The sequence below is a fragment of the Streptomyces odontomachicola genome, assembly GCF_039605595.1.
Classification (GTDB): Bacteria; Actinomycetota; Actinomycetes; order Streptomycetales; family Streptomycetaceae; genus Streptomyces.
The window spans coordinates 215,765-242,130 of sequence record NZ_JBCFOK010000007.1; the positions used below are offsets into that span (position 1 = coordinate 215,765).

16 protein-coding genes are annotated in these 26,366 nt (G+C 69.8%); 4 read left to right on the plus strand and 12 right to left on the minus strand.

Annotated elements, in window-relative coordinates; all coding sequences use genetic code 11:
* The 9 genes from ABEE00_RS15475 to ngcE form a co-directional block, all read right to left on the minus strand.
* Complete coding sequence (locus ABEE00_RS15475; protein WP_345746037.1) at nt 1-1,524, minus strand: amino acid permease; 1,524 nt, start codon at nt 1,522-1,524, stop codon at nt 1-3.
* Between the two features lie 312 nt (nt 1,525-1,836).
* Complete coding sequence (dxs, locus tag ABEE00_RS15480) at nt 1,837-3,756, minus strand: 1-deoxy-D-xylulose-5-phosphate synthase (RefSeq protein ID WP_345746200.1); 1,920 nt, start codon at nt 3,754-3,756, stop codon at nt 1,837-1,839.
* Between the two features lie 606 nt (nt 3,757-4,362).
* Nucleotides 4,363-5,637: a sugar ABC transporter permease gene (locus tag ABEE00_RS15485; RefSeq protein ID WP_345746038.1), complete on the minus strand. Its 1,275-nt coding sequence runs from the start codon at nt 5,635-5,637 to the stop codon at nt 4,363-4,365.
* Nucleotides 5,634-6,440, minus strand: coding sequence for an ATP-binding cassette domain-containing protein (locus tag ABEE00_RS15490; protein WP_345746039.1), 807 nt, complete (start codon nt 6,438-6,440; stop codon nt 5,634-5,636). Before ABEE00_RS15490 ends, ABEE00_RS15485 begins: the two co-directional genes overlap by 4 nt.
* Before the next feature lie 42 nt (nt 6,441-6,482).
* Nucleotides 6,483-7,586 carry an ABC transporter substrate-binding protein gene (locus tag ABEE00_RS15495; protein WP_345746201.1) on the minus strand — a complete coding sequence of 368 codons (1,104 nt, stop codon included), beginning with the start codon at nt 7,584-7,586 and terminating at the stop codon, nt 6,483-6,485.
* A 269-nt stretch (nt 7,587-7,855) separates the two neighbouring features.
* Nucleotides 7,856-9,172: an ROK family transcriptional regulator gene (locus tag ABEE00_RS15500; protein ID WP_345746202.1), complete on the minus strand. Its 1,317-nt coding sequence runs from the start codon at nt 9,170-9,172 to the stop codon at nt 7,856-7,858.
* A 283-nt stretch (nt 9,173-9,455) separates the two neighbouring features.
* Nucleotides 9,456-10,394 carry a carbohydrate ABC transporter permease gene (locus ABEE00_RS15505; RefSeq protein WP_345746040.1) on the minus strand — a complete coding sequence of 313 codons (939 nt, stop codon included), beginning with the start codon at nt 10,392-10,394 and terminating at the stop codon, nt 9,456-9,458.
* Nucleotides 10,394-11,320: a carbohydrate ABC transporter permease gene (locus tag ABEE00_RS15510; RefSeq protein ID WP_345746041.1), complete on the minus strand. Its 927-nt coding sequence runs from the start codon at nt 11,318-11,320 to the stop codon at nt 10,394-10,396. The genes ABEE00_RS15505 and ABEE00_RS15510 overlap by 1 nt, the downstream gene beginning before the upstream one ends.
* An 82-nt stretch (nt 11,321-11,402) precedes the next feature.
* The gene (gene ngcE / locus ABEE00_RS15515) at nt 11,403-12,830 is read right to left on the minus strand and encodes an N-acetylglucosamine/diacetylchitobiose ABC transporter substrate-binding protein (RefSeq protein WP_345746042.1); all 1,428 of its coding nucleotides are present in this window, start codon (nt 12,828-12,830) and stop codon (nt 11,403-11,405) included.
* A gap of 425 nt (nt 12,831-13,255) precedes the next feature.
* Between ngcE and ABEE00_RS15520 the strand changes: the two genes are divergently transcribed.
* Nucleotides 13,256-16,657, plus strand: a complete 3,402-nt coding sequence (locus tag ABEE00_RS15520; protein WP_345746043.1) for a GH92 family glycosyl hydrolase — start codon at nt 13,256-13,258, stop codon at nt 16,655-16,657.
* A gap of 11 nt (nt 16,658-16,668) precedes the next feature.
* Nucleotides 16,669-16,920 carry a hypothetical protein gene (locus tag ABEE00_RS15525; protein WP_345746044.1) on the plus strand — a complete coding sequence of 84 codons (252 nt, stop codon included), beginning with the start codon at nt 16,669-16,671 and terminating at the stop codon, nt 16,918-16,920.
* Nucleotides 16,921-16,987: 67 nt separating this feature from the next.
* Here the strand turns inward: ABEE00_RS15525 and acnA are convergent, their stop codons facing one another.
* On the minus strand, nt 16,988-19,711 hold the full coding sequence (gene acnA / locus ABEE00_RS15530; protein ID WP_345746045.1) for an aconitate hydratase AcnA: 2,724 nt from the start codon (nt 19,709-19,711) through the stop codon (nt 16,988-16,990).
* 594 nt (nt 19,712-20,305) lie between these two features.
* Here acnA and ABEE00_RS15535 point away from each other — a divergent pair.
* Nucleotides 20,306-20,725, plus strand: a complete 420-nt coding sequence (locus ABEE00_RS15535; protein ID WP_345746046.1) for an RICIN domain-containing protein — start codon at nt 20,306-20,308, stop codon at nt 20,723-20,725.
* 128 nt (nt 20,726-20,853) lie between these two features.
* The gene (locus ABEE00_RS15540; protein WP_345746047.1) at nt 20,854-22,383 is read left to right on the plus strand and encodes a helix-turn-helix domain-containing protein; all 1,530 of its coding nucleotides are present in this window, start codon (nt 20,854-20,856) and stop codon (nt 22,381-22,383) included.
* A gap of 57 nt (nt 22,384-22,440) precedes the next feature.
* Here ABEE00_RS15540 and ABEE00_RS15545 read toward each other — a convergent pair whose 3' ends face one another.
* Complete coding sequence (locus ABEE00_RS15545; protein WP_345746048.1) at nt 22,441-23,655, minus strand: acyltransferase family protein; 1,215 nt, start codon at nt 23,653-23,655, stop codon at nt 22,441-22,443.
* Nucleotides 23,652-26,132, minus strand: a complete 2,481-nt coding sequence (locus tag ABEE00_RS15550) for a glycosyltransferase (protein WP_345746049.1) — start codon at nt 26,130-26,132, stop codon at nt 23,652-23,654. Before ABEE00_RS15550 ends, ABEE00_RS15545 begins: the two co-directional genes overlap by 4 nt.
* Nucleotides 26,133-26,366 lie beyond the last annotated feature (234 nt).

Genomic DNA, 26,366 nt, shown 5'->3' on the forward strand with positions numbered 1-26,366 from the left:
TCAGCCCTCGGTCACCTGCTCCGCACGGCGCTGGCGCAGCCGGCTGTTGCGGCGGCCGTACGCGAAGTACACGATCACGCCCAGCACCATCCACGCGCCGAACCGCAGCCACGTCTCGATGCTCAGGTTGAGCATCAGCCACAGGCAGGCCAGCACCGAGAGGATCGGCACCACGGGCACCCACGGCGTACGGAAGGCGCGCGGCAGTTCGGGACGGGTGCGGCGCAGGATGATCACGCCGAGCGAGACGACCACGAAGGCGAACAGGGTGCCGATGTTGACCATCTCGGTCAGCTCGGTCACCGAGAAGAAGCCTGCGATCAGCGCGACGACGACGCCGAGCAGGATCGTGGTGCGGTACGGGGTGCCGAACCTGGGGTGCACCTTGGAGAAGGCGCGGGGCAGCAGCCCGTCCCGGCTCATCGCGAAGAACACCCGGGTCTGGCCGAGGAGCAGCAGCATCACCACGGAGGTGAGGCCGACGGCCGCGCCGAAGGAGATGAGCCCGGAGAAGAAGTCCTGCCCGACGGCCTTGAAGGCGGAGGCCAGCGGGGCCGCGTCGTCGAGTTCGCTGTACTTCCGCATGCCGGTGACGACCAGCGAGACGGCCACGTACAGCGCGGTGCAGATCGCGAGGGAGCCGAAGATGCCGCGGGGCATGTCCCGTTGGGGCTTCTTGGTCTCCTCGGCCGCGGTGGCGACGATGTCGAAGCCGATGAACGCGAAGAAGACGACGGCTGCGGCGGAGAAGATGCCCATGATGCCGAACTGCGAGGGCGTGAAGCCGAACAGCTCCTGGGACAGCGGCGTCAGCAGCCCCGAGGTGCCCGCCTCGACGCCGTGCGACGGCGGGATGAAGGGCTGGTAGTTGTCGCCGACGATGAAGAACGCGCCGGCGATGATGACCACCAGCACCACGGTGATCTTCACCGCGACGACGGCCGAGGTGACCCGCGCCGAGAGCTTCATTCCGGCCAGCAGTACGCCGGTGATCACCAGCACGAGCAGCGCCGCGAACACGTCGAAGCCGAAGCCGTCGCCGCCGTGCGTGAGGGCCGCCGGCACCGTGATGCCGATGCTGTCGAGGAGCTGGACGATGTACTGCGACCAGCCGCCGGCCACCGTCGAGGCGCCCAGGGCGAGTTCGAGCACCAGGTCCCAGCCGATGATCCAGGCGGGCAGCTCGCCGAGCGAGGCGTAGGAGAAGGTGTACGCCGATCCGGCCACCGGCACGGTGGAGGCGAACTCGGCGTAGCACATGGCCGCGAGGCCGCACACGACCGCGGCGACGACGAAGGAGAGCGCGACGGCCGGGCCCGCGTACTGCTTCGCGACGGTGCCGGTGACCACGAAGATGCCGGTGCCGATGACGATGCCGACGCCGTAGATCATCAGGTCGAAGGCGCTGAGCGACTTCCTCAGCCGGGTGCCCGGCTCGTCGGTGTCCTGGATCGACTGCTCGACGGATTTCGTCGCGAAGAGACCTCCGCCTCTGCGCTCCGGTCCTCTCTGCACTGTGCTCATCGGCAGTCCTCCGTGCACCACTTGTCCGCTGGCCGGTTGGCCGGAATTGATCCATGGACGCCCCGGAGGCTACCCCCTCGAGGGGAAGCGACTCGTGCGACGCGACCGGCGCGGCCGCACACACGTCGGCCGGGCCGGACACCGCTGGGGTGGTCCGGCCCGGCCGGGGGCTGTGGCACAGAGTAGATCTCAGCCACCGAAAGACGGACGCGCTGTCCGTCTTTCGGACACGGGGCCGCAATCACACGGCCTCGAAGGCTGACTCGAAGGCTCTGCCTGCCTCAATGACTCCGCCTACCGAGAAGGCTCCGCTCAGTCGCGCGCGGCCTCCGGGGCACCGGGGGCGTGCTCGTCGTCGTACCGTCCGTCGATGCGGGCCACCAGGCCCGTCACCTGACGTGCGATGTCCGGCGCGGTGAGCCCGATCTCGGCCTTGATCTCGGAGACCGAGGCGTGGTCGAGGAAGCGCTCCGGGATGCCGAAGTCCCGCAGCGGCACGTCCACGCCCGCGTCGCGCAGCGCCTGCGCGACGGCCGAACCGACGCCGCCCGCGCGGCTGTTGTCCTCCACCGTGACGACCACGCGGTGCTCGTCGGCCAGCGGCGCCAGGGCCTCGTCCACGGGTTTGACCCAGCGCGGGTCCACCACCGTGGTCGAGATGCCCTGCTTCTCCAGCAGCTCGGCCACCTCCAGGCACATCGGCGCCAGCGCGCCGACCGAGACCAGCAGCACGTCGGGGCGCTGCTCACCGGCCTCGCGGAGGACGTCCATGCCGCCCACGCGCCCGACGGCGGCGACCGGCTGGCCGACCGCGCCCTTCGAATAGCGGACGACGGTCGGCGCGTCGTCCACCTGCACCGCCTCGCGGAGCTGGGCCCGCACCTGGTCGGCGTCACGCGGCGCGGCGATCCGCAGCCCCGGCACGCACTGCAGCACCGACATGTCCCACATGCCGTTGTGCGAGGCGCCGTCGGAGCCGGTGATGCCGGCACGGTCGAGTACGAAGGTGACGCCGCACTTGTGCAGGGCGACGTCCATCAGCACCTGGTCGAATGCCCGGTTGAGGAACGTGGCGTACACCGCGAACACCGGGTGCAGGCCGCCGGTGGCGAGCCCGGCGGCGGAGACCGCGCCGTGCTGCTCGGCGATGCCCACGTCGTAGACCCGGTCGGGGAACTCCTGCGCGAACGCGTGCAGCCCCACCGGGCGCATCATCGCCGCCGTGATGGCCACGATGTCCTCGCGCTCGCGGCCGAGCTTGACCATCTCCTCGCCGAACACCGAGGTCCAGTCGGCGCCCGAGGACTTCACCGGCAGGCCGGTGTCCGGGTGGATGACGCCGACGGCGTGCATCTGGTCGGCCTCGTGCTGGCGGGCCGGCTGATAGCCGTGGCCCTTCTCGGTGAGGCAGTGCACGATGACCGGGCCGCCGAAGCGCTTGGCGCGCTGGAGCGCCGACTCCAGGGCCTCGCTGTCGTGGCCGTCGATCGGGCCCACGTACTTCAGGCCGAGGTCCTCGAACATGCCCTGCGGCGAGATGAAGTCCTTCAGGCCCTTCTTGGCGCCGTGCAGGGTGTCGTACAGCGGCCTGCCGACGACCGGGGTGCGGTTGAGCACCTCCTTGCCGCGGGCGAGGAAGCGCTCGTAGCCGTTGGTCGTGCGCAGGGTGGCGAGGTGGTTGGCCAGGCCGCCGATCGTGGGCGAGTACGAGCGCTCGTTGTCGTTCACGACGATGACCAGCGGGCGGTCCTTGGCCGCGGCGATGTTGTTCAGCGCCTCCCAGGCCATGCCGCCGGTGAGCGCGCCGTCGCCGATCACGGCGACCACGTGGTCGTCCTTCTTGCGCACCTCGTTGGCCTTGGCCAGGCCGTCGGCCCAGCCCAGGACGGTCGAGGCGTGGCTGTTCTCGATCACGTCGTGCTCGGACTCGGCCCGCGAGGGGTAGCCGGAGAGGCCGCCCTTCGTGCGGAGCCCCGTGAAGTCCTGGCGGCCCGTGAGCAGCTTGTGCACGTAACTCTGGTGGCCGGTGTCGAAGAGCACCTTGTCCTGCGGGGAGTGGAAGACCCGGTGCAGGGCGAGGGTGAGCTCGACCACGCCCAGATTGGGGCCCAGGTGTCCTCCGGTCTTGGAGACCGACTCGATGAGGAAGGTCCGGATCTCCCGTGCCAGCTGCTCCAGCTCCTCCTGGCTCAGCCGGTCGAGATCGCGCGGGCCCGCGATGCGGCTGAGCAGCGTGCGCCGCTCACCGGTCTCCGCATCGCCGGACGGACGCGCTGCGCGCGGCCCCTTCTGCACAGGTGCCTCCTTGCTGTCGAGCTGTGCTGTTCGGGCAGTGCCGATTCCGCCGAGTCTAATGTTCCCGGGGCGGGGAGGGTGATCCGGCGGTGCGATCTGAGTCACCCCGGCCGGGCGCTGTCTCCCGCGAAGTGACCCCCTCCTACGGCTGGACCTCCGCATCGCCTCCTGCGGTTCCCCACGACGGTTCCGGCCCCGCTATCCCTGCCCACCGCAGGCCACGCCGCCACCGCCGGCCGCCACCGCCGTACGCACCCGCCGCTGCGGCGGGAGAGGGGGTACGGCGCCATCGCCACGGCGCAGCGGGTCGCCGCGCGGAAGCACAGCCACAGCGGTGCGCTCCGGGCGCACGCGGAACGCGACCCTCCGCCGCAGCGGAGGCAAGGGGCTGCCGGAGGCGCTGAGCGTCGCAGGCAGCCCCGTGAGGCACAGGCGGAAAGCAACCACCCACGTATCCGCCGCGGCGGAAAGCAACCACGCACCCACCGGACCGGCGGTCAGAGCGCCGGCCACACCGCACATCGGCCCACCGCGGCAGCGGAACTACGTGCGCCCGGCCGTCTTCTGCGTCCTGCGCGACACCGAGTCGATCACGACCGCTGCCAGCAGGACCGCGCCGGTGATCATGTACTGGATCTCGCTGGCCATGCCCAGCAGGTTGAGGCCCTGCTGGATGGACTGGATCACCAGGATGCCCAGCAGCGCCGACCAGATCTTGCCGCGTCCCCCGAACAGGCTCGTGCCGCCGATCACCGCGGCGGCGATCACGTTCATCAGGGTGTTCCCGGCACCGAGGCTCTTGTTCGCGCCGCCGGAGAGGCTGGCGATGAACAGCCCGCCGAACGCGGCGAGCATCCCCGCGATGGCGAACACCGTGATGCGCACGCGCTCCACGTTGATGCCCGCGCGCCGCGCCGCCTCCGCGTTGCCGCCCACCGCGAAGATCTGCCGCCCGTACGTCGTACGCCGCACCACGTAGTCCGCGACCACCAGCACCGCGAGGAAGAGGACCAGCGCCAGCGGCAGCCCGCGGTACTGGTTCAGCACCACGGCCACCGCGAAGGACACCACCGCCACGGCCCCCGTACGCAGCAGGATCTCGCTCATCGGCCGGGACGGCAGCCGCGCGGCGACCCGGCGCCTGGCGTCCACCAGTTGGACGCCGCCGTAGGCCAGCACGGCGACCAGCGCGAGGCCGTACGCGGCGGCGACGTCCTCGAAGTAGTAGCCGGTGAGGTTCTCCACGAGGCTGCCGGAGGGCGTGTTGATGCTGCCCTCCTCGCCCATCAGGTAGATCTGCAGGCCGCTCCAGCCGAGGAAGCCGGCCAGCGTGACCACGAAGGCCGGCACCCCGACCTTGGCGAAGAAGAAGCCGTGCAGCGCGCCGATGGCGAGCCCCGCCAGCACCGCGATCACCACGGACAGCCCGTCGCTCACCCCGTGGGTGACGCTCAGCACCGCCCACACCGCGGCGCCCACGCCGGCCACCGAGCCGACCGACAGGTCGATCTCGCCGAGCAGCAGCACGAACACGATGCCGGTGGCCATGATCCCCGTACCGGCGATGTAGACGCCGATGTCGCTGAGGCTTCCCGCTGACAGGAAGCTGGAGTTCAGCGACTGGAAGACCACGGCGATGACGATCAGGCCGAGGATGACCGGCAGCGAACCCAGCTCGCCGCCGCGCACCCGCCGCGCGAAGTCCCGCGCATAGCCCGCGAATCCCTGCTCGCGTACGAGGAGGCGCGGGTCGACGACCTCCGGGGCGCCGTTGCCCGGCGCCGGCGGGCCGCCTGCCTTGTCGACGGTCTCGCTCACTTCGACCCCTCCGTGTTCGCCTCTCCGGTACGGGCCCGGCGCCGGGTCACCGCGTTGTCGGAGGCTCCGGTGATCGCGGCGACGATGGTCTCGTGCGAGGTCTCCGCGACCGGGAAGACCCCGTTGTTCCTGCCGAGCCGCAGCACCGCGACGCGGTCGGCGACGGCCTGCACGTCGGCCATGTTGTGGCTGATGAGGATGACCGCGAGGCCGCGCTCCCGCAGCCGCTCCACCAGGTCGAGGACCTGCGCGGTCTGCTCGACGCCGAGCGCGGCGGTGGGCTCGTCGAGGATGACCACCTTCGGGTCGCCGATGAGGGCGCGGGCGATGGCCACCACCTGCCGCTGCCCGCCGGACAGCGAGGCGACGGGGATGCGCACGCTGGGGATGCGGATGGACAGCGTGTCCAGCAGCTCCTTGGCCCGCTTCTCCATGGCGATCTCGTTGAGGACCACGCCGCGGGCGCCCTTCGCGCCGCGCAGCTCGCTGCCGAGGAAGAGGTTCGCGACCACGTCCAGGTTGTCGCAGAGCGCGAGGTCCTGGTAGACGGTCGCGATCCCCAACTCCTGCGCGTCGTGCGGGCGGTGGACCGTGACCGGCGCGCCCTCCCACTCGATCGCGCCGCCGTCGATGGGGTGCACCCCCGCGACGGTCTTCACCAGCGTGGACTTGCCCGCGCCGTTGTCGCCGACGAGCGCGAGCACCTCGCCGCCGCTGACCTCGAGATCCACATTGGTGAGCGCCTGCACGGCACCGAACCGCTTCGATATGCCACGCAGCGCCAACACGGGTTCGTTGGGCACTTGGCCTGCTCCGATCGTTGTTTTCCGGCGGATACGTCGGCGTCAGCGCAAGCCCACTGCCGCGCAGTCCTTGGCGAAGTTCGCCGTGCAGATCTGGCCGGCCTTGTAGACCTTGTCCTTGATGATCGTGTCCTTGATGTTGTCCTTGGTCACGATCTTGGCGCTGTAGAGCTGGGCGGGGATGCCCTTCTTGCTCTTGCTGTCCACCGTCTTCGGAGTCAGCGAGTCGGTCTTCTTGCCCTTGAGCAGGTTGACCGCGATCTCCGCCGTGGTCTCCGCCTCCGGCTTGATCGCCTTGTAGATCGTGAAGCTCTGGTCGCCGCTCACGATCCGCTGGAGGCCCGCGAGTTCGGCGTCCTGGCCGCCGAGCGGCACGTTCTTCACGCCGCCCTTCTTCATCGCGGTGGAGATGCCGCCCGCCATGCCGTCGTTCGCCGAGTAGACCCCGTCGAAGCCGCTCTTGCCGAGCTTGGTGATCGCGGCGTTCATCTTCTGGTTGGCCTGGTCGGGCGACCAGTCCGGGATGTCCTGCTCGTAGACGATCTTCTGGACGCCCTTGTCCAGCACGCTGTGCGCGCCCTTCTTGAAGAGCGGCGCGTTCGGGTCGGTCGGCGAACCGTTGATCATCACGACCCGGCTGCTCTTGGCCTTGCTCCCGAGCGCCTCGACCAGCGCCTCGCCCTGGAGGCGGCCGATCTTCTCGTTGTCGTAGGAGACATACGCCGATATATCACCCTCGGCGAGACGGTCGTACGCGACGACCTTCACGCCCTTCTTGGCCGCCTGGTCCACCCACGACCTGGTGGCCTGCGCGTCCACGGCGTCCAGGATGATCACCTTGACGCCCTGTGTGATCAGCGCGTCGAACTGCTTCTTCTGCGTCTCGGCGTCCTGCGTCGCGTTGTTGTACTTCACCGTGCAGTCCGAGCACAGCGCCTTGATCTTCTTCTCCATGTACGGACGGTCGAAGGTCTCGTAGCGCGTGGTCTTGTTCTCCGGGAGCAGCAGCCCGATGGTCTTGTCGTCACCGCCACCGCTGCCGCCGTTGCCGCCGCCGGCCTTGCCGCAGCCGGCGAGGGAGACGGCGGCCAGGGAGAGCGCGGCCGCTGAGACGACGACGCGACGCACCCGGGTCTTCCTGAGGATTGCCTGCACGAGGATTCACCTCCGTGATGGGGCCGCGCCGTTGCGGCCGAGATGACGGGAAGCCAACTCGCACGGAGGGCAACCGTCAAGAAGTTAATCCTTAACGAGATGGCAACGATGCCATGCGTTAGCAATCGGAACGTTGAAGGGAACGGCGAAGGGGTCGCCGAGGGAACGGCGAACACCGCCGCGAGCCGAACCGCGGGCCGAACCCCGGCCCGAAGCGCCAACTTCCAGGCGCCGCCCCACAGTTGCGGCGCCGCCCCTCCTCACACCCGCGTGGCCGCCACCGGCTCCTCGCCGCCCGGCCCCGCGGACCCTCCGCTGCCGTTGTCCGCCGCGGTGCCCGAACGGGCCCCCGTACCGGCGGAGTCGGCCCCCGCGTCGCCGACGGGCTCGCCCTCCCCCGCCGAGGCCACCGCGTCCAGCAGCGAGGCGTCGCCCATCTCGCTGAGCACCAGCGCCAGCGCGCCCAGCACCTCGGCGCGGCCCCCGAGGGTGCCGGGGACGACCGCCAACTGCCGCGCGGCGCTGGGGATCGCATAGCGCGCGACCGAATCGCGCACGGGGTCCAGGACCAGGTCACCGGCCTCGGCGAGGTCGCCGCCGAGCACCACGCGGGACGGGTTGAGAAGGTTGCAGAGGCTGGCCACGCCGCTGCCGATGTTGCGCCCTATGTCGGCGATCACGCGCCGGCAGCCCGGGTCGCCCTCCCCCGCGAGCTGCACCACCTTGGCCATGGTCAGATCCGTGCCGTGACTGGAGTGCAGCAGCGGCAGCACATAGCGGGCCGCGGTGAAGGTCTCCAGGCAGCCGCGGTTGCCGCAGCGGCACACGGGGCCCGACTCGTCCAGCGTGATGTGCCCGATCTCGCCCGCCGTACCGCCGGGCCCGCGGTAGATCTGGCCGTTCACGACCAGCCCGGCGCCCACGCCGCTGGCGACCTTGATGTACGCCAGGTCGGCCGAGCCGCCGCCGGCGCCCCACACCTGCTCGCCCAGCGCGCCGAGGTTGGCGTCGTTGTCCACGTACACCGGGACGCCCAGGCGCGAGGCCAGCTCCTCGCGCGGGTTGATGCCCGCCCAGCCCGGCAGGATCGCGGTGGAGCCCAGCGCGCCCGAGGCCACGTCGATCGGGCCCGGCACGCCCAGGCCGACGCCGATCAGCTTCTCGCGCGGGATGCCGGTGGCCTCGATGAGGCGCTGTACGAGCTGTTCCGCGCGGTCGAAGCCCTCGGCCGCCGACGCGTCCACGTCGATCGGCTCGGCCTCCTCGGCGAGGACCTGGTGCGCCAGGTTGCCGACCGCCACGCGCAGGTGGGAGTGCCCGAAGTCGACCCCGACCACGGCGCCCGCGTCCCCGCTCAGCGAGACCGCGCGTGCTCTGCGGCCGCCCGAGGAGGTGGGGGTGACCTGGACCGTTCCGCCGTCCTTCAGCTCCCGCACGATGTTGGAGACGGTCGCGGCCGAGAGGCCCGTGGTGCGCGCGATCTCGGCCTGTGTGAGCGAACCGGCCATCCGTACGGCGCGCACGACCCGTTCGAGATTCGCCCGGTGCAGCGAGGACTGCGAACCCGGTGTCTCCACCACTGACAACACTCCCGCCTCGACGGCCGGCACGACCGCCGGCACGTCGGCCGCACCACGTCTTCGGGATACGACCCGTTTCCAACATATGAACTCTAAGCAGAGCCCGAGCGGTTATCCCCCGTCAAGTCCTTCATCGGCACCTGGCGGCGGCCGCGCTCAGATGTGACCGATTCTACGGAGGGTGAGCGCACGCGGACGGGCGGCCCCGGGAATCCGGGGCCGCCCAGCGGTTCGGAGCGCGCCGCGGTTCGGAGCGCGCGGCGGCCGGTGCGCCGTCCGGCTACTTCACCGCGCCCGCCGTGAGCCCGGCCACCACCTGGCGCTGGAAGATGATGTACGCGGCGAGCACCGGCAGCATCGCCATCACCAGGCCCGCGAAGAGCCCCGACCAGTCGCCCTTGTAGCCCTGGCTGACGGCGAGTTCGACCAGGCCCTGTGCCAGCACCTTGTGGTCGCTCTGGGTGTTGAGGACCGTCGGCAGCATGTACTGGTTCCACTGGCCGAGGAAGTTGAAGATGCCGACGCTGATCAGCCCCGGCTTCGCCATCGGCAGCATGACCTGGAAGAAGGTCCTGGTGTGCGAGGCGCCGTCGATGAAGGCGGCCTCGGCGACGGTGCTCGGCAGCGTGCGGAAGAACGCGGTCAGGAAGAAGACCGTGAAGGGCAGCGAGTACGCGATGTAGACCAGCACCAGGCCGTGGAAGGTGTTCAGCATGCCCATGTTGCTGAGCACGTAGAACAGCGGCACCAGCGCCAGCATCACCGGGAAGCTCATGCCGCCGATGAACAGGAAGTAGAGGAAGCGGTTCCCGGGGAAGTCGAAGCGCGCCAGCACGTACGCGACCATCGACCCCAGCACCAGGGTGCCGACGAGCGAACAGCCCACCACCAGGATGGTGTTGAGGAAGTAGTCGCTCATGTGCGCCTGGGACCAGGCGCGGCTCCAGTTCTCGAAGTGGAGCTTGTCCGGCAGCGACCAGGGCGAGGTGAAGATGGACTTGTCGTCCTTGAAGGAGGTCATCACCGCCCAGATCAGCGGCAGGGTGACCATGAACGCCCACAGGATGAGCATCCCGTGCGAGAAGACGTTGAGGACCCCGCCCTCCTTCTTGCGCACGTCGTCCTTGCCGGGCGGCGCCTCGGCCGGAGAGCCCGGGGGTATGGAGGAGCCCGCGCCGCCGGGGGCCCCGGCGTCCTGCGTGGTGTCGGTGGTCTTCATCAGGAGTACTCCAGCCGCTCGCGGCGTCCGAGCTTGAGAACGAGGGCCGCGAAGGCCAGGGTGATCAGGAGCAGCGCGACGCCGACGGTGGTGGCATAGCCGGCCTGACCGTCGCGGAACGCCTTCTGGTAGACGTACAGCGGCAGCACCGTGGTGGAGTCATCGGGTCCGCCGGGCCCGACCGTCATGATCTGCACCACCGCGAAGCCCTCGGCGCCGAGCACCAGGATGCCCATGTAGATCCAGCCGGACTGCACGGTGTCCCAGAGCAGCGGCAGGGTGATCCGGAAGAAGGTGGTGATCCGGTTCGCGCCGTCCAGCAGCGCCGCCTCGTAGAAGTCCTTGGGAATCGAGGTCATTCCGGCGGAGAAGAGCACCACGAAGAATCCGACGGTGCTCCACACCAGCACGGCCATCACGCACCACAGGGCCGTTTCGGGGTCGCCGAGCCAGTTCCTGTTGAGGGAATCCAGGCCGACCGCGTCGAGCGCCGCGCTGAGCGCCCCGCTGCGCGGGTTGTAGGCGAACTGGAAGAGCAGCGCGACGATCGCGATGGAGAGCACCTGCGGGAAGAAGTACAGGACCTTGTAGAGCCCGGCGCCGCGCACTCCGCCGACCACCGAGTTCTTCCGCTTGCGGCCGCCGACATTGATCATGTACGAGAGGAACAGCGCGATGGCGAGCGTGATCAGCGGCAGCAGCAGCATGAACAGCAGGCTGTGCCCGAGCGACGCCAGGAAGGTGTCGTCCTGGAAGAGCTTGGTGTAGTTCCTGAAGCCCACCATGGAGAAATCCGGGCTGAGCCCCGTCCAGTCGGTGAACGAGTAGTAGATCGCCTGGATGAAGGGCCAGACCACGAAGAGCAGATAGAGCGCGAGGGGCACGGAGAGAAACCCCACGATAAAGCGGTACTTGCCGTGCTGCATGCCTGAGGACCCCGATCTTCCGCGACCACAGCCGCCGGTACGGATTCTGCCCGGGGGGCTCCCCAGGAACCCCCCGGTGCGCTCACTGGTGCTTGTAGTGCTTGACGGAGTCGTCCTTGGCGGTGTCGTCCGCGTACTTCTGAATCTTCTTGATGGCCTCGGCCGGGGTCATGCGGCCCGCCATCATCTCGCCGAGCGCGCCGACGCCGATCTTCTCCTTCTGGAGCGCGACGTACCAGTCCTGGATGCGCGGGTTGACGATGTTCTTCCCGGCCTTCTTCACCACCTGTACGGCGGAGTTGAGCCCTGGGGGAAGAGTCATCCCCTCGGTTCCGCCGTCATAGGAGGTGAGCGAGGAGACGGCCTTGATGAAGTTCTGCGAGGACTTCTCGCCGAGCATGATGCGGAGCTGCTCCATGCCGCCGTCGGGATTCTTCGCCTGCTTCGGCACGATGAACGGCTCGCCGCCCGAGGCCCACAGCGTGCCGAACGGCATCTTGTCGGAGCTGTCCAGGCTGGAGGGCGGGCCGACCCGCATCTGGAAGTCCTTCGGCGTGGTCTTCTTCGCCTCGTTCTCCACCCAGGAGCCGTTCGGGATGAACAGCGCCTTGCCCTCGGTCCACGCGGTCTGCGACTCGATGTGGGTGAGCCCCGGGCTGCCCTTGAGGATGTAGCCCTTCTTGTAGAGCTCGTAGTACGCCTCGAAGGCCGACTTGACCGCCGGGTTCTTCCAAGCGTTGGGCTCCAGGTTGTCGATGGAGTCCAGGACCTTGTTGCCGCCGATCATCGCGATGAACGGGTAGAGGCTGAAGGGCAGGTAGTAGGGGAACTTGCCCGGGTAGGTCCAGCCGGCTATCCCCTTCTTCTTGGCCTTGGCGCAGACCTTGAGCATGTCGTCCCAGGTCTTGGGGTATTCGACGCCGAGCTTGTCGAGATTGGTCTGCGAATACCAGACGCCGTAGACGGTGTACGCGTAGTACAGGATCCACACCGGCTTGCCGTCGAACTGGCCCATTTCCACGACGCCGGGGCGCAGCGTGTCCCGCACCTTCTTGCCCGGGTCGTCGTAGGAGGGCGCGTCCAGCAGCGGAGTGAGGTCGGTGAGCTGGTTCTTGCCGACCAGGGTGCCCATGTCCATCTGCTCGGCACCGGAGTTGTCGATGAGGTCCGGCGGAGTGCCGCCGTTGAAGCGCGGCTGGAGAACCGACTGGATCTTCTGCGTCGACTTCAGCGTGACCTTGGCCTTCGGGAAGTTCTTCTCGTAGACCTTCTTCGCCGCCTCGGCGTACGCGGTGCCGAAACCGCCGTCGAAGATATAGGTCTCCAGGGCCGCGCTCTCGTTCACGCCGAGCGGGTTCTTCGCGCTCTTCTTGCCCTTCTCGACCTTCTTCCCGTTGTCGTCGCTGCCGCTGGCACAGCCGCTCAGCAGCCCCGTTCCGGTGGCGGCGACAAGGCCCACCGCCGCGGAACTCTTCAGCAGGGCACGGCGGTTGACACTGGTGGATCCCATGCTCAAGTCCTCGCCTTCTCCAGGACTCAGGCGGTGTAGCGGTCTCCCGTCACTCGCCACTGGCGAAGGGCCCGACACCGCGGGTCAGTTGAAGCTGGGTCGTGCGGTTGAGGCTCGGGTGGTGCGATCACGTGCGATCAAGACTTCCGTCGACGGCGCCGGAAGGGCAGGCCGTTCGAGGTGCCGATAGGTATAGTCCACTCGCGGCACGCCAATCAAGATCGAATACAGGGTTCCCGTCCAGTCTTTCCCGAGTTGAGACCTGCTCGATACGGCGGCCGAATCCCCGCGCACCACGCGGCGCCCCCGGTATGCGACTCCGCCACCCTTGACACGGGCCACTCTTGACAACAAAGGCCCCACACACATTACTTATCTCTGCAATCCCCCCACGACAACGTTGTCGGCCCCGTGGAGAGGCGACCGTGCGGCACTCGAGACGGCACAGACGGCTTACGGGGCGCGCTCCCGCCCTGGTCCTGGCGGCACTCCTGGTCTGCACGTTCCAGGGCACGCTGTACGGCGGCTCGGCGTATGCGGCGCCCGAACCCGACCCCGCTGAGCGGGACTTCGCCTCCTCCTTCGAGCCGGGGCAGCCGGCGCCCGACTGGCGCGGCACCCCGGAGACGGGGCCCGACGGCGTTCCCCGTACGGGTGGCCTCGCGGGCGCGATGGAGACCGTGCCGGGCACGGGCCCCGCCAAGTCCCCCACCGCGAAGGAGAACGCGGGCTTCACGGGGCGGCACGCGCTGCGGTACGCGGGCACGCACCGCGCCGGGGGGCGCGGCTACGCGTACAACAAGGTCTTCGACGTGAACACCCGCGTGACCGCCGGCACGGTGCTCTCGTACCGCCTCTTCCCGGAGATGCCGGAGGGCGACCGCTCCTATTCCGCCACCTACGCGGCCGTCGACCTGGCCTTCACCGACGGCACCTATCTGAGCGAGCTGCGCGCCCGCGACCAGCACGGGAACGCGCTGAGCCCGCAGGGCCAGGGCGCGGCCAAGACGGCGTACGTCAATCAGTGGAACCACCGCGAGACGCGGATCGGCGGCGTCGCGGCGGGCAAGACCGTCGCACGGGTGCTGGTGGCGTACGACGCTCCCCGGCGCCTCTCGGAATCCGGCGAGTTCGCGGGGTGGGTGGACGACGTCTCGATCGCGCCCAAGGCGCCGGAGGCGCGCAAGGCGCACCTGGCCGACTACGCGGACACCACGCGCGGCACCAATTCCAGCGGCAGCTTCTCGCGGGGCAACAACTTCCCCGCGACCGCGGTGCCCAATGGCTTCAACTTCTGGACGCCGGTGACCAATGCCGGCTCGACGGACTGGCTGTACGAGTACGCGCGGAAGAACAACGCGGACAACCTCCCCGAGATCCAGGCCTTCGGCGCGAGCCACGAGCCGAGCCCGTGGATGGGCGACCGGCAGACCTTCCAGGTGATGCCGTCCGCCGCGAGCGGCACCCCGGACCCCTCGCGCAAGGCCCGCGCGCTGCCCTTCCGGCACTCGAAGGAGACCGCGCGGCCGCACTATTACGGGGTCACCTTCGAGAACGGACTCAAGGCGCAGGTCACGCCCACCGACCACGCGGCGATGATGCGCTTCACCTTTCCCAAGGACGACGCGAGCCTCATCTTCGACAACGTGAACAGCAAAGGCGGGCTGCGCCTCGATGCCGAACGCGGCGTCGTCAGCGGCTATTCGGACGTGAAGAGCGGCCTGTCCACGGGCGCGACGCGGATGTTCGTCTACGGCGTCTTCGACAAGCCGGTCTCCGGCGGCGGGAAGCTGGACGGCGGCAAGGACACCGGCGGCGGGGACGTGACCGGCTATCTGCGCTTCCGCGCCGGCCAGGACCGTAAGGTCACGATGCGGATGGCGACCTCGCTGATCGGCACCGAGCAGGCCAAGGCCAATCTGGAGCGGGAGCTTCCGGCCTCGGCCTCGTTCGGCGCGGTGGCCGGCGAGGCGCGGGCGCAGTGGGACCGGATCATGGGCAGGGTCGAGGTGGAGGGCGCCAGCCGCGACCAGCTCACGACGCTGTACTCCAACCTCTACCGGCTCTACCTCTACCCCAACTCCGGCTTCGAGCAGGTGGGTTCGCGCAAGCGGTACGCCAGCCCGTTCTCCAAGGCGGAGCGCCCCGACACCCCCACCGAGACCGGCTCGAAGATCGTGGACGGCGAGGTCTACGTCAACAACGGCTTCTGGGACACGTATCGCACGACCTGGCCCGCGTACTCCCTGCTCACGCCGCGCCGGGCCGGGCGTCTCGCGGACGGCTTCGTGCAGCAGTACAAGGACGGCGGCTGGATCTCGCGCTGGTCCTCGCCGGGCTACGCGGACCTGATGACCGGCACGAACAGCGATGTCGCCTTCGCGGACGCGTACGCGAAGGGCGTGGGCTTCGACGCGGAGGCGGCGTACGAGGCGGCGGTGAAGAACGCGACGGTCGCGCCGCCTGACCCGGGCGTCGGCCGCAAGGGCATGGACACCTCCCCCTTCCTCGGCTACACGAGCACGAAGACGAAGGAGGGCATGTCCTGGGCGCTGGAGGGCTATCTCAACGACTCCGGCATAGCGCGCATGGGACGGCTCCTCTACGAGCGCACCAAGAAGCCGCGCTACAAGGAGGAGTCGGCGTACTTCCGCAACCGCGCCCTGGACTACGTGAAGCTCTTCGACCAGCGCATCGGCTTCTTCCAGGGCCGTGACGCGAAGGGCGAATGGCGCCTGACCCCCGCGCAGTACGACCCGCGGGTGTGGGGCCACGACTACACCGAGACCAACGGCTGGAACTTCGCCTTCACCGCACCGCAGGACACCCGCGGCCTGGCCAATCTGTACGGGGGACGCTCCGGCCTCGCGAAGAAGCTGGACGCCTACTTCTCCACCCCCGAGACCGGCGAGAAGGAGTACGCGGGCTCGTACGGGAACGTGATCCACGAGATGACCGAGGCCCGCGACGTGCGGATGGGCATGTACGGGCACAGCAACCAGCCCGCGCACCACATCGCGTACACCTACGACGCGGCGGGCCGGCCGTGGAAGGCGCAGGCCAAGGTGCGCGAGGCGCTGTCCCGGCTGTATCTCGGCAGCGAGATCGGGCAGGGCTACGCGGGCGACGAGGACAACGGCGAGATGTCCGCCTGGTACGTCTTCTCGGCCCTCGGCTTCTACCCGCTGGTGATGGGCGCGCCCGAATACGCCGTCGGCTCCCCGCTGTTCACCAAGGCGACGGTGCATCTGGAGAACGGGCGCGACCTGGTGGTGCGGGCGCCGGAGAACAACGCGCGCAACGTGTACGTGCAGGGCCTCAAGGTCAACGGCAAGCCCTGGAACTCCACGGCGCTCCCCCACGATCTGCTGTCCCGCGGCGCGACGCTGGACTTCGACATGGGCCCGCGGCCCTCCAAGTGGGGCTCCGGCAAGAACGCCGGCCCCACCTCCCTGACCCGCGACGACAAGGTGCCCTCCCCCGCCGAGGACGCCACGAGGCCGGCCGAGGACGACCCTCTGCTCGACAACACCTCGGACACCGCGGGCGAGGTGAAGGACCGAGCGCTCCCCGTACGCAAGGGCGCGCGCGTCACCTCGTACACCCTCACCTCCTCGGACCGCCGGCAGGCGCCGGAGGGCTGGGTCCTGGAGGGCTCGCGGGACGGAAAGCGCTGGCACGCGGTGGACAGGCGGCCCGCCGAGACCTTCCGCTGGGACAAGCAGACCCGCGCCTTCGCGCTGCGCCACCCGGCCGCGTACACCTCGTACCGCCTGGTCCCGAAGGGCGGGACGGGGAAGCTCGCGGAGATCGAGCTGCTCTCGTAGGGTTCTCCGCCATGAGCAACGGGGACATGCGCTACGGCCGGTGCGCGTCGTGCGGGTCGGATGAGGTCTACCAGGCGGAGTTCGCGGCGCAGGCGAGTCTGCGGCCGCCGGGCAGGTTCTTCGGCGGAAAGCAGAAGGTGCTGGTGTCCCTGATCTGCGCCGGGTGCGGCCATATGCAGTGGCAGCTCCCCATGGACGAGGACACCAGGACGTGGCTGCGCAAGTTCCCGCGGGTGCCGCCGAGTTCGCCGTGGCAGCAGTGAACGGCTGAGGGCCGCGGCCCGGAGGAGGTTCTCCGGGGCGCGGCCCTCAGTCATGCGTCTCAGAACGTCAGTTGCGGATGAGGCTCCGCAGGACGTACTGCAGGATGCCGCCGTTGCGGTAGTAGTCCGCCTCGCCGGGGGTGTCGATGCGGACCTTGGCGTCGAACTCGACGCCGCTGTCCGTGGTCACCTTCACGGTCTCCGGGATGCCGCCGTCGTTGATGGCGGTGATGCCCGAGACGGAGAAGGTCTCCTCGCCGGACAGGCCCAGGGACTCGGCGTTGGCGCCCTCGGGGAACTGCAGCGGCAGGACGCCCATGCCGATGAGGTTGGAGCGGTGGATGCGCTCGTAGCTCTCGGCGATGACGGCCTTCACGCCCAGCAGCGCGGTGCCCTTGGCGGCCCAGTCGCGGGACGAGCCCGAGCCGTACTCCTTGCCGGCCAGGATGACCAGCGGGGTGCCCTGCGCCTGGTAGTTCTGCGAGGCGTCGTAGATGAAGGAGACCGGGCCGCCCTCCTGCGTGAAGTCACGCGTGAAGCCGCCCTCGGTGCCCGGCGCGATCTGGTTGCGCAGGCGGATGTTGGCGAAGGTGCCGCGGATCATGACCTCGTGGTTGCCGCGGCGCGAGCCGTAGCTGTTGAAGTCGCGGCGCTCGATGCCGTGCTCGGTGAGGTACTTGCCCGCCGGGGTGTCCGCCTTGATCGCACCGGCCGGGGAGATGTGGTCGGTGGTGACCGAGTCGCCCAGCTTGGCCAGCACGCGGGCGCCCGAGATGTCCTCGACCGGCGCGGGCTCCATGCCCATGCCCTCGAAGTACGGGGGCTTGCGCACGTAGGTGGACTCCTGGTCCCACTCGAAGGTGTTGCCGGTCGGCACCGGCAGCGCCTGCCACTGGGCGTCGCCGGCGAAGACGTCCGAGTAGGACTTGGTGAACATCTCCTGCCCGATGGCCCCGGCGACGACCTCCTCGACCTCCTTCTCGGAGGGCCAGATGTCCTCGAGGTAGACCGGGTTGCCGTTCTGGTCGGTGCCGAGCGCCTCGGTGGTGATGTCCACCTTCATGGAGCCGGCGATCGCGTAGGCGACGACCAGGGGCGGGGACGCCAGGTAGTTCATCTTGACGTCGGGGTTGATCCGGCCCTCGAAGTTCCGGTTGCCGGAGAGCACCGAGGTGACGGCCAGGTCGTTGTCGTTGACCGCCTGCGAGATCTCGTCGGGCAGCGGGCCCGAGTTGCCGATGCAGGTGGTGCAGCCGTAACCGACCAGGTTGAAGCCGAGCTTGTCCAGGTACGGCGTCAGACCCGCGCGGTCGTAGTAGTCCATGACGACCTGCGAACCGGGGGCCAGGGTGGTCTTGACCCAGGGCTTGCGGGACAGGCCCTTCTCCACGGCCTTCTTGGCGACCAGCGCGGCGCCGACCATGACGTACGGGTTCGAGGTGTTGGTGCAGGAGGTGATCGCGGCGACCGCGACGGCGCCGTGGTCGATCTCGAAGGTCTTGCCGTCCGCGTCGGTCACCTGGACCGGCTTGGTGGGCACGCCGTTGGAGACGGCCGGCGCGTCGGAGGCCGGGAAGGACTCCTTGCCCGCCTCGTCGATGTCCGTCTCCTCGGAGACGTAGTTCTTCACGTCCTGGCCGAACTTGGCCTTCGCGTCGGACAGCGCGATGCGGTCCTGCGGGCGCTTCGGACCGGCGATCGACGGAACGACGGTCGAGAGGTCCAGCTCCAGGTACTCGGAGTAGACCGGCTCGTGCGCCGCGTCGTGCCAGAGGCCCTGCTCCTTGGCGTACGCCTCGACCAGCGCGAGCTGCTGCTCGTCGCGGCCGGTCAGCTTCAGGTAGTTGATGGTCTCGCCGTCGATCGGGAAGATCGCCGCGGTGGAGCCGAACTCCGGCGACATGTTGCCGATCGTGGCGCGGTTGGCCAGCGGCACCGAGGCCACGCCGTCGCCGTAGAACTCGACGAACTTGCCGACCACGCCGTGGTTGCGGAGCATCTCGGTGATGGTCAGCACCAGGTCGGTGGCGGTGGTGCCGGTCGGCAGCGAGCCGGTCAGCTTGAAGCCGACGACCCGCGGGATGAGCATCGAGACCGGCTGGCCCAGCATCGCGGCCTCGGCCTCGATGCCGCCGACGCCCCAGCCCAGCACGCCGAGGCCGTTGACCATGGTGGTGTGCGAGTCGGTGCCGACGAGGGTGTCGGGGTAGGCCTGGCCGTTGCGGACCATGACGGTGCGGGCCAGGTGCTCGATGTTGACCTGGTGCACGATGCCGGTGCCGGGCGGCACGACCTTGAACTCGTCGAACGCGGTCTGGCCCCAGCGCAGGAACTGGTAGCGCTCCTTGTTGCGCCCGTACTCCAGCTCCACGTTCTGCGAGAAGGCGTTCGGGGTGCCGAACTTGTCGGCCACCACGGAGTGGTCGATGACCAGCTCGGCCGGCGCGAGCGGGTTGATCCGGGACGGGTCGCCGCCGAGCTCCTTCACGGCCTCGCGCATCGTGGCGAGGTCCACCACGCAGGGCACGCCGGTGAAGTCCTGCATGATCACGCGGGCCGGCGTGAACTGGATCTCCTCGCTGGGCTGGGCGTTGGGGTCCCAGCCGCCGAGCGCGCGGATGTGGTCGGCGGTGATGTTCGCGCCGTCCTCGGTGCGGAGCAGGTTCTCCAGCAGGACCTTCAGGCTGTACGGCAGACGGGCGGCGCCGTCCACCTTGTCCAGTTTGAAGATCTCGTACGACTCGTCGCCCACCTGCAGCGTGCTGCGGGCGTCGAAGCTGTTCGCCGACACGACAGTCTCCTTCAGTGCCTTCAGTGCATGAATAGCGATCCGCTAGGGTGGGCAAGGCTTAGTTAGGTAAGCCTTACTTGCAGCGGTCGTGTGCCCCTTGGTCAGTCTCGGGCCAGTTATCTCGATGTCGAGATAACCCTAGTACACGACCGCGAGCAGGTCATGCCCTGCCCCGCCTCTGCCGCGCGTGCCCTTCCCGCGCACCGCTCACGCACCGCCCGTACCGCCCCGCGCCGACGACGGACACAGGCCGTCGCCGCGTCGCCGCGGACCGGCCGCTTCCTTGCTGTGGACAGCACGCCGCGGCCCCTTGTGAAGCCTGCCACGAGCGGCGCGCGAGCAGGTTCCCGCACGGTGTACGAGAGCGGAAGGGCCGGTACGGCACGGGAGTTGGCGGTGCGCGGGCGGGTGCGGCGGTGCCGCGTGGCGCGGCGCGGGGGCCCTCGTACGGCGGGGACATCTGGGAGAGAGCGGACCGGCCATGACGAATGCCGCCCCCACGTCCAGATCGGTGCTTACCCGGCCCTCTCGCCCCTCCTACGGTGAGGGGGCTCGATCCGGCACGTTCCCTTCTTCTCCCGAGGAGGCAGAACCATGGCCAACGGCGTGTACGTGATCAGGAACGCGGCCTTCGAGGACCGGGTCGCCGACCTGAGCGGCGGCAGCCCGGAGCCGGAGACCCCGATCATCGGCTGGAGCTACCACAAGGGCGAGAACCAGCAGTGGGAGATCATCCGCGCCTCCGCTCCCAACCTCTACATCATCAAGAGCAAGATCTCGTCGGGCGAGACCTACTTCGCCCTGAGCACCCTGAAGATCTACCCGCCCAAGATCGCCGGCCAGCACCACTACGAGCAGTGGTCGATCGAGCCCGTGGGCGAGGGCAAGTTCCGGCTCCACTTCCCGTACATCGACGGCGTCGCCACCCTCACCGAGGAGAAGGAGGGCACCCAGCTCTCCCTGGAGCCCTGGCGCGGCGACCCGCGGCAGATGTGGCGCTTCGACACCGCGTGAGCGCGAGGCGGTGAAGAGGGCGGGCGCAGCGGCGCCCGCCCTCGACGGCGCACGGGCGCCCTCGACAGCGCACGGGATACGACACCCTGGCGAAGCGCCTATCTCATGGCTGAGATACCGTTACCTCTATGAGCGACGACTACCTCGCACGCATCGGCCACCTCATCCGCGACGCCCGCCAGCATCGCGGTTGGACACAGTCCCAGCTGGCCGAGGCGCTCGGCACCAGCCAGAGCGCGGTCAACCGCATCGAGCGCGGCAACCAGAACATCAGCCTTGATATGATCGCCCGCATCTCCGAGGCTCTGGACAGTGAGATCGTCTCGCTCGGGTACTCCGGGCCCATGCATCTGCGCGTGGTCGGCGGCCGCCGGCTCTCCGGCAGCATCGACGTGAAGACCAGTAAGAACGCGTGTGTCGCGCTGCTCTGCGCCTCGCTGCTCAACTCCGGGCGCACGGTGCTGCGGCGGGTCGCGCGCATCGAGGAGGTCTTCCGGATCCTGGAGGTGCTCTCCTCGGTCGGCGTGCGCACCCGCTGGATCAACGACGGCGCCGACCTGGAGATCGTGCCGCCCGCCGCGCTCGACCTGGACGCCATCGACGAGGACGCCGCGCGCCGCACCCGGAGCATCATCATGTTCCTGGGCCCGCTGCTGCACCGCGTGGACCGCTTCCGCATCCCGTACGCGGGCGGCTGCGACCTCGGTACGCGCACCGTGCAGCCGCACATGACCGCGCTCCGCCCCTTCGGGCTGGAGATCACCGCGACCGAGGGGCTCTACCACGCGGAGGTCGACCGCTCGGTCACTCCGCAGCGCCCCATCGTGCTGACCGAGCGCGGGGACACCGTCACCGAGAACGCGCTGCTGGCGGCCGCGCGGCACGACGGCGTCACGGTGATCCGCAACGCCTCGCCGAACTACATGGTCCAGGACCTCTGCTTCTTCCTGGAGGAGCTGGGCGTGCGGGTGGAGGGCGTGGGCACCACCACGCTGACCGTGCACGGCGTCCCGGAGATCGACGTCGACGTGGACTACTCGCCCTCCGAGGACCCGGTCGAGGCCATGAGCCTGCTGGCCGCGGCGGTGGTGACCGAGTCGGAGCTGACGGTGCGGCGGGTGCCGGCCGAGTTCCTGGAGATCGAGCTCGCCGTGCTGGAGGAGATGGGCCTCGTCGTGGACCGCGGCGCGGAGTACGCGGCGGACAACGGCCGCACCCGGCTGATCGACCTCACGGTGCACCCCTCCAAGCTGGAGGCGCCCATCGACAAGATCCACCCGATGCCGTTCCCCGGCATCAACATCGACAACGTCCCCTTCTTCGCGGCGATCGCCGCGACCGCCCAGGGCAAGACCCTCATCCACGACTGGGTGTACGACAACCGCGCCATCTACCTCACCGACCTCAACAGGCTCGGCGGCAGGCTCCAGTTGCTCGACCCGCACCGCGTGCTGGTGGAGGGCCCGACGCGCTGGCGCGCCTCGGAGATGATGTGCCCGCCGGCCCTGCGCCCCGCCGTGGTGGTCCTCCTCGCCATGCTGGCGGCAGAGGGCACGTCGGTCCTGCGCAACGTCTACGTGATCAACCGCGGCTACGAGGACCTGGCCGAGCGGCTGAACGAGGTGGGCGCGCAGATCGAGACGTTCCGCGACATCTGACGGCGCATCTGAGGTGGGACCGGCCCCGGTGCTCCGTGCGCCGGGGCCGCTTCGGGCTCACGCCCGCGCATAGAAGTCCCGCGGCTCCCCCGCCCCGTCCCGCAGCTTTCCCAGGAGGCTTGCGGGGCGTTCCAGGAGCCAGTAGCTCGCGCAGGCCGCGGGGATCGCTGCGGCCAGGGTCAGGGGTGCTGCCAGGAGGAATGTGCCGGGGAGCAGGCCGCCGTCGTACAGGAGCAGCATCACCGGCTCGTGCCAGATGAAGAGGCTGTAGCTCACCAGGCCGATGCCGGTCAGCCAACGGGTGGTCAGCACCCGTTGCCAGCGCACCTGTCGGCGGACGTGGACCGTGCCGTACAGGAGCAGCGCCCACAGGAGCGCGGCCGCCGGGTGGTAGTAGAGCTTGGCTGCCTCGGCCGCTGAGGGGCCGAAGTACGCGCCGGAGGCGAGGGAGAGGGCGTAGAGGCCCGTGGCCGCCAGGCCCGCGACGAGGGTCGCGCCCACAGGCCCCACGCGCGCACGCGGGCCCAGCGCGACGACCGCCACCGCCAGCCCCATGCCGAGCGCGAAGCCTCCGAAGCGCGCCTGTGGGCCGAAGTACGCGGGCCACTCGGTGTCCGGGATGCCGAGCCCGTAGTGGGCGAGGGTCAGCCACAGCACGGGGACGGCGAACAGCGCCAGGCAGCCCCCGAGGCACACCAGCGCGCGCGAGCGCCGTCGCTCCAGGCGGCGGCAGGTCCGCACGGCGAGCGGGCCGAGGCCGACCAGGGCGAGGTAGAAGAGGATCTCCAGCGAGAGCGACCAGGAGGGGCCCAGCGTGTAGAAGATCCGCTCGCGGTCCAGGACGTGGGTGAAGGTCAGGTGCTCCACCAGGTCCCGCCAGTCTCCCGGGAGGTCGGGGTTGCGGACGGCCCACACGACCAGCACGGCGAGGAAGTACAGCGGCAGGATGCGGATCGCGCGGCGGAAGAGGAACGCCTTCGCGGGGCGCACCGAACCGCCGTCGATGGCGGACCGCGCGTAGCTGATGGTCAGCAGGTAGGCGGAGAGCAGGAAGAAGAAGTCGATGACCTCCAGGGTGAACAGTGCCTTCACGAAGGGGTTCTGGACCGGGGGATGCGCGCCCTCGGCGTCGTAGCGCACGTACTGCTGCCAGACGTGGAAGAGGACCGTGCTGATCGCCGCCAGCCCGCGGTAGCCCTCGATCTCGCGGGCGCGGCTGCGTGCCGGTGCGCCCTCGGGAGGGGTCGTCGGAGTCGTCGCCTTGCGGCTCACGAGCGGGTCACCGCCTCGGAAGCGGCACCGGAAGCAGCGCCGGAAGCCCGCGGCGTCACCCTCCACTGCCGGTCGCCGAGCGCCTCCTTGAGGTGCGCCTGCCTGGCCACCAGGTTCTTGAAGTGGGTGTAGAAGAAGGTGCTCAGCAGCAGATAGGTCCAGAACCACCGGCGCCTGCGGCGCAGTTCGGGCGCCGCCAGCCGCAGCCCGAGCCCCGTCTGCACGAGCCCGGCCGACATCGTGAGCAGCGTCGCCAGCAGGCACACCGGCACCGCCCAGTCCACCTGCGCGAGCCCGCCCGCGCTCAGCACCGAGTGCAGCAGTACGGGGATGATCTGGAGCGTGAGCCAGGGCTGCACCTCGCGCCAGCCGAGCAGCACGAGCAGCCCGGTCTTCTGGCGGGGCGAGAAGACCGGCGAACGCAGGCCGCGCCACAGGTACTTGAGCGAGACCTGGAGCCAGCCCTGCGCCCACCGCGCCCGCTGGTTCCACAGCGGCCTGAGCATCGTGGGCGCCAGTTCGCGGGAGATGAGCGTGCGGTCCACGGCGAAGCGCGCGCCCTCGTGCAGCGCGCGCATCGTGGAGTCGATGTCCTCGGTCAGCATGGAGCCGTGCATCCGGGTGCGGGCCAGCAGGTCCGTACGCCAGAAGCCGTTGGAGCCGCCGAACACGCCGAAGCCGTACAGCCGGGTGCGGCCCGGATGGCTCACCGCGTAGATCGTCTCGAACTCGACGCCGACCAGCCGGGCCACCCGGGAGCTGTCGCCGTTGCGTATCAGGCAGTGTCCCTGCACCACGTCGTAGCCGTGCGAGAGCCAGTGCCAGGCGTAGCGGAAGGAGGAGGGGTCCGGGTGGTGGTCGGCGTCGAAGATGCCGACGAACTCGCCGCGTACGCGGGTGACGGCGGCGTTGATGTTCTGCGCCTTGGAGGTGCTGTCGGGCACGGGGAGCAGCACCAACCGGGGGTCGCGGCGCGCCATTTCGCGCAGCGTGTCCTCTACCGGCAGCGGGTGCGGGGTGTTGTAAGCGAGGACCACTTCCAGGTCGCCGGGGTAGTCGAGGCGGAGGAAGGACTCCACGGTGTCGACGATGGTGGCCGCCTCGTTCGGCAGGTAGGCGGCGACCACGGCGCTGGCCGGCGGGAAGGCCTGGGCCGGTTCGGCGGGCCGCTCCTCGGCGTCCAGCGAGTAGAGGCACTCCAGCACGATCAGCACGGCCGACAGCAGAAGTCCGAACACGACCAGCCAGTACACGACCGGTGTGACGTCCAGGCCCACGGCGTACAGCCGCTGGTAGAGCGCGAAGGGCACGCCGATGCCCAGCACCAGGGTCAGCAGCGGGGACAGCGCGGAGAGCAGCGGCCGCAGCGCGAGCCGCGCCGCACCGCTCCGGTGGCGTCCGCGCCGCGCGGTCGCGCGCATCCAGGGCGCGTACCTGACGGGGCACAGGTCGCCGTGCCGCCGCGCCTCCTCGGCCGCGTCCCGCGCCATCCGCACGGCCTCGCCCCGGTCCCCTCCCCCTTCCCCGGACCCGGCGTCCTCCCCGGACTCGGCGAGCGGCGCCCAGCCGACGGCCGGGGTGAGCCGTACGTTCTCGTCCGCGACGATGAAGCGGGTTCCGGCGACGGCGAGCGCGAACTCCCGCAGCGCGCGCCGCGCGGCCTCCTCGTCCACGCCCGGCATGAGCACCAGCAGGTGTCCCGACTCGTCGCGGCCGAGCCGGTCGGCGGCGCCGAGCACCCGCTCGGCGATCCCGGCGAGCCGCTCGGCCGCCTCCCTGCGCACCCGCGGCCCGAGCCGCTTCTCCAGCGAGGGCATCTCGGCGACGCCGACGACGGCCACGACGCCCTGCCCGCGCGCCGCGTCGGGGCGGCCGAGTTCGCGGTCGAGCTCGTCGAGGAAGTACGGCGCCGAGTACAGGCCCGTGCGCGGGTCGCGCAGCAGGTCCTCCACGGGTATGGGGACCCGGCGCAGCTTGGCCTCTATGCGCGCGGCCAGCTCCTCGGGGTGCGAGCTCTCCGGCACGCAGTCGTCGGCGCCGTGCCGCAGCAGCCCGGCGACCTCGGAGGGGCCGGCCGACTCGGTGACCATCAGCAACGGGAGGGCGCCGCCGGCGGGTTCGGCGCGTATCCCGCGAATGACGCGCAGGCCGTCGTCGCAGTCACCGCCGTCGCCGACCCCCTCACCTCCGGCCTCCGTGCTCTCGTGCAGCGCCACGACCGCGTCGGGCGGCGTCGTACGGATGCGGGCCGCTGCCTCCTCCGGCACGGCGTGCGCCACCTCGTGCCCGCTGGCGAGGAGCACCCGCACCAGCCGTTCGCGCCGGGCGCCCGGCGTGCCGACGGCGAGCACCTGGCAGGGGCCGGCCGAGGGCCCCCGGTCCGCTCCGGGTGGGGCCGGGGCGGGGTCGGCGGCGCCAGGGCCGCCGGTCGCGGGTGGTGCGGTGGAAGGGTGCGAAGTGAGCACCTCTGTAGCCATGTTGGGTCCCATCCTGGTCAGGGATCGTGGGGAGGACCTGATCTCACACGCGCTGTCCCGTACCGGGCGCACCATTGCCCCCCGGTGGACACCTCAGCCTCTGGGAGCACGGTGAAGCCCCTCCCTCAGAGGCGTGACGCTCCGATTAATGCTGCCCGTCCTGCCCTCAACCGGCGCGCGTGCAAAGGGAGTTGGGACTCAGGGACCCGTGGAGAGCGCGGCGCGCCGAGGACA

Excerpts from the sequence above, each read along its gene's own strand:
- ABEE00_RS15475 (WP_345746037.1), bottom strand. The coding sequence starts at position 1,524 with ATGAGCACAGTGCAGAGAGGACCGGAGCGCAGAGGCGGAGGTCTCTTC.
- ABEE00_RS15505 (WP_345746040.1), bottom strand. The coding sequence starts at position 10,394 with ATGAAGACCACCGACACCACGCAGGACGCCGGGGCCCCCGGCGGCGCG.
- ABEE00_RS15510 (WP_345746041.1), bottom strand. The coding sequence starts at position 11,320 with ATGCAGCACGGCAAGTACCGCTTTATCGTGGGGTTTCTCTCCGTGCCC.
- ngcE (WP_345746042.1), bottom strand. The coding sequence starts at position 12,830 with ATGGGATCCACCAGTGTCAACCGCCGTGCCCTGCTGAAGAGTTCCGCG.
- ABEE00_RS15525 (WP_345746044.1), top strand. The coding sequence starts at position 16,669 with ATGAGCAACGGGGACATGCGCTACGGCCGGTGCGCGTCGTGCGGGTCG.
- ABEE00_RS15535 (WP_345746046.1), top strand. The coding sequence starts at position 20,306 with ATGGCCAACGGCGTGTACGTGATCAGGAACGCGGCCTTCGAGGACCGG.
- ABEE00_RS15540 (WP_345746047.1), top strand. The coding sequence starts at position 20,854 with ATGAGCGACGACTACCTCGCACGCATCGGCCACCTCATCCGCGACGCC.
- ABEE00_RS15550 (WP_345746049.1), bottom strand. The coding sequence starts at position 26,132 with ATGGCTACAGAGGTGCTCACTTCGCACCCTTCCACCGCACCACCCGCG.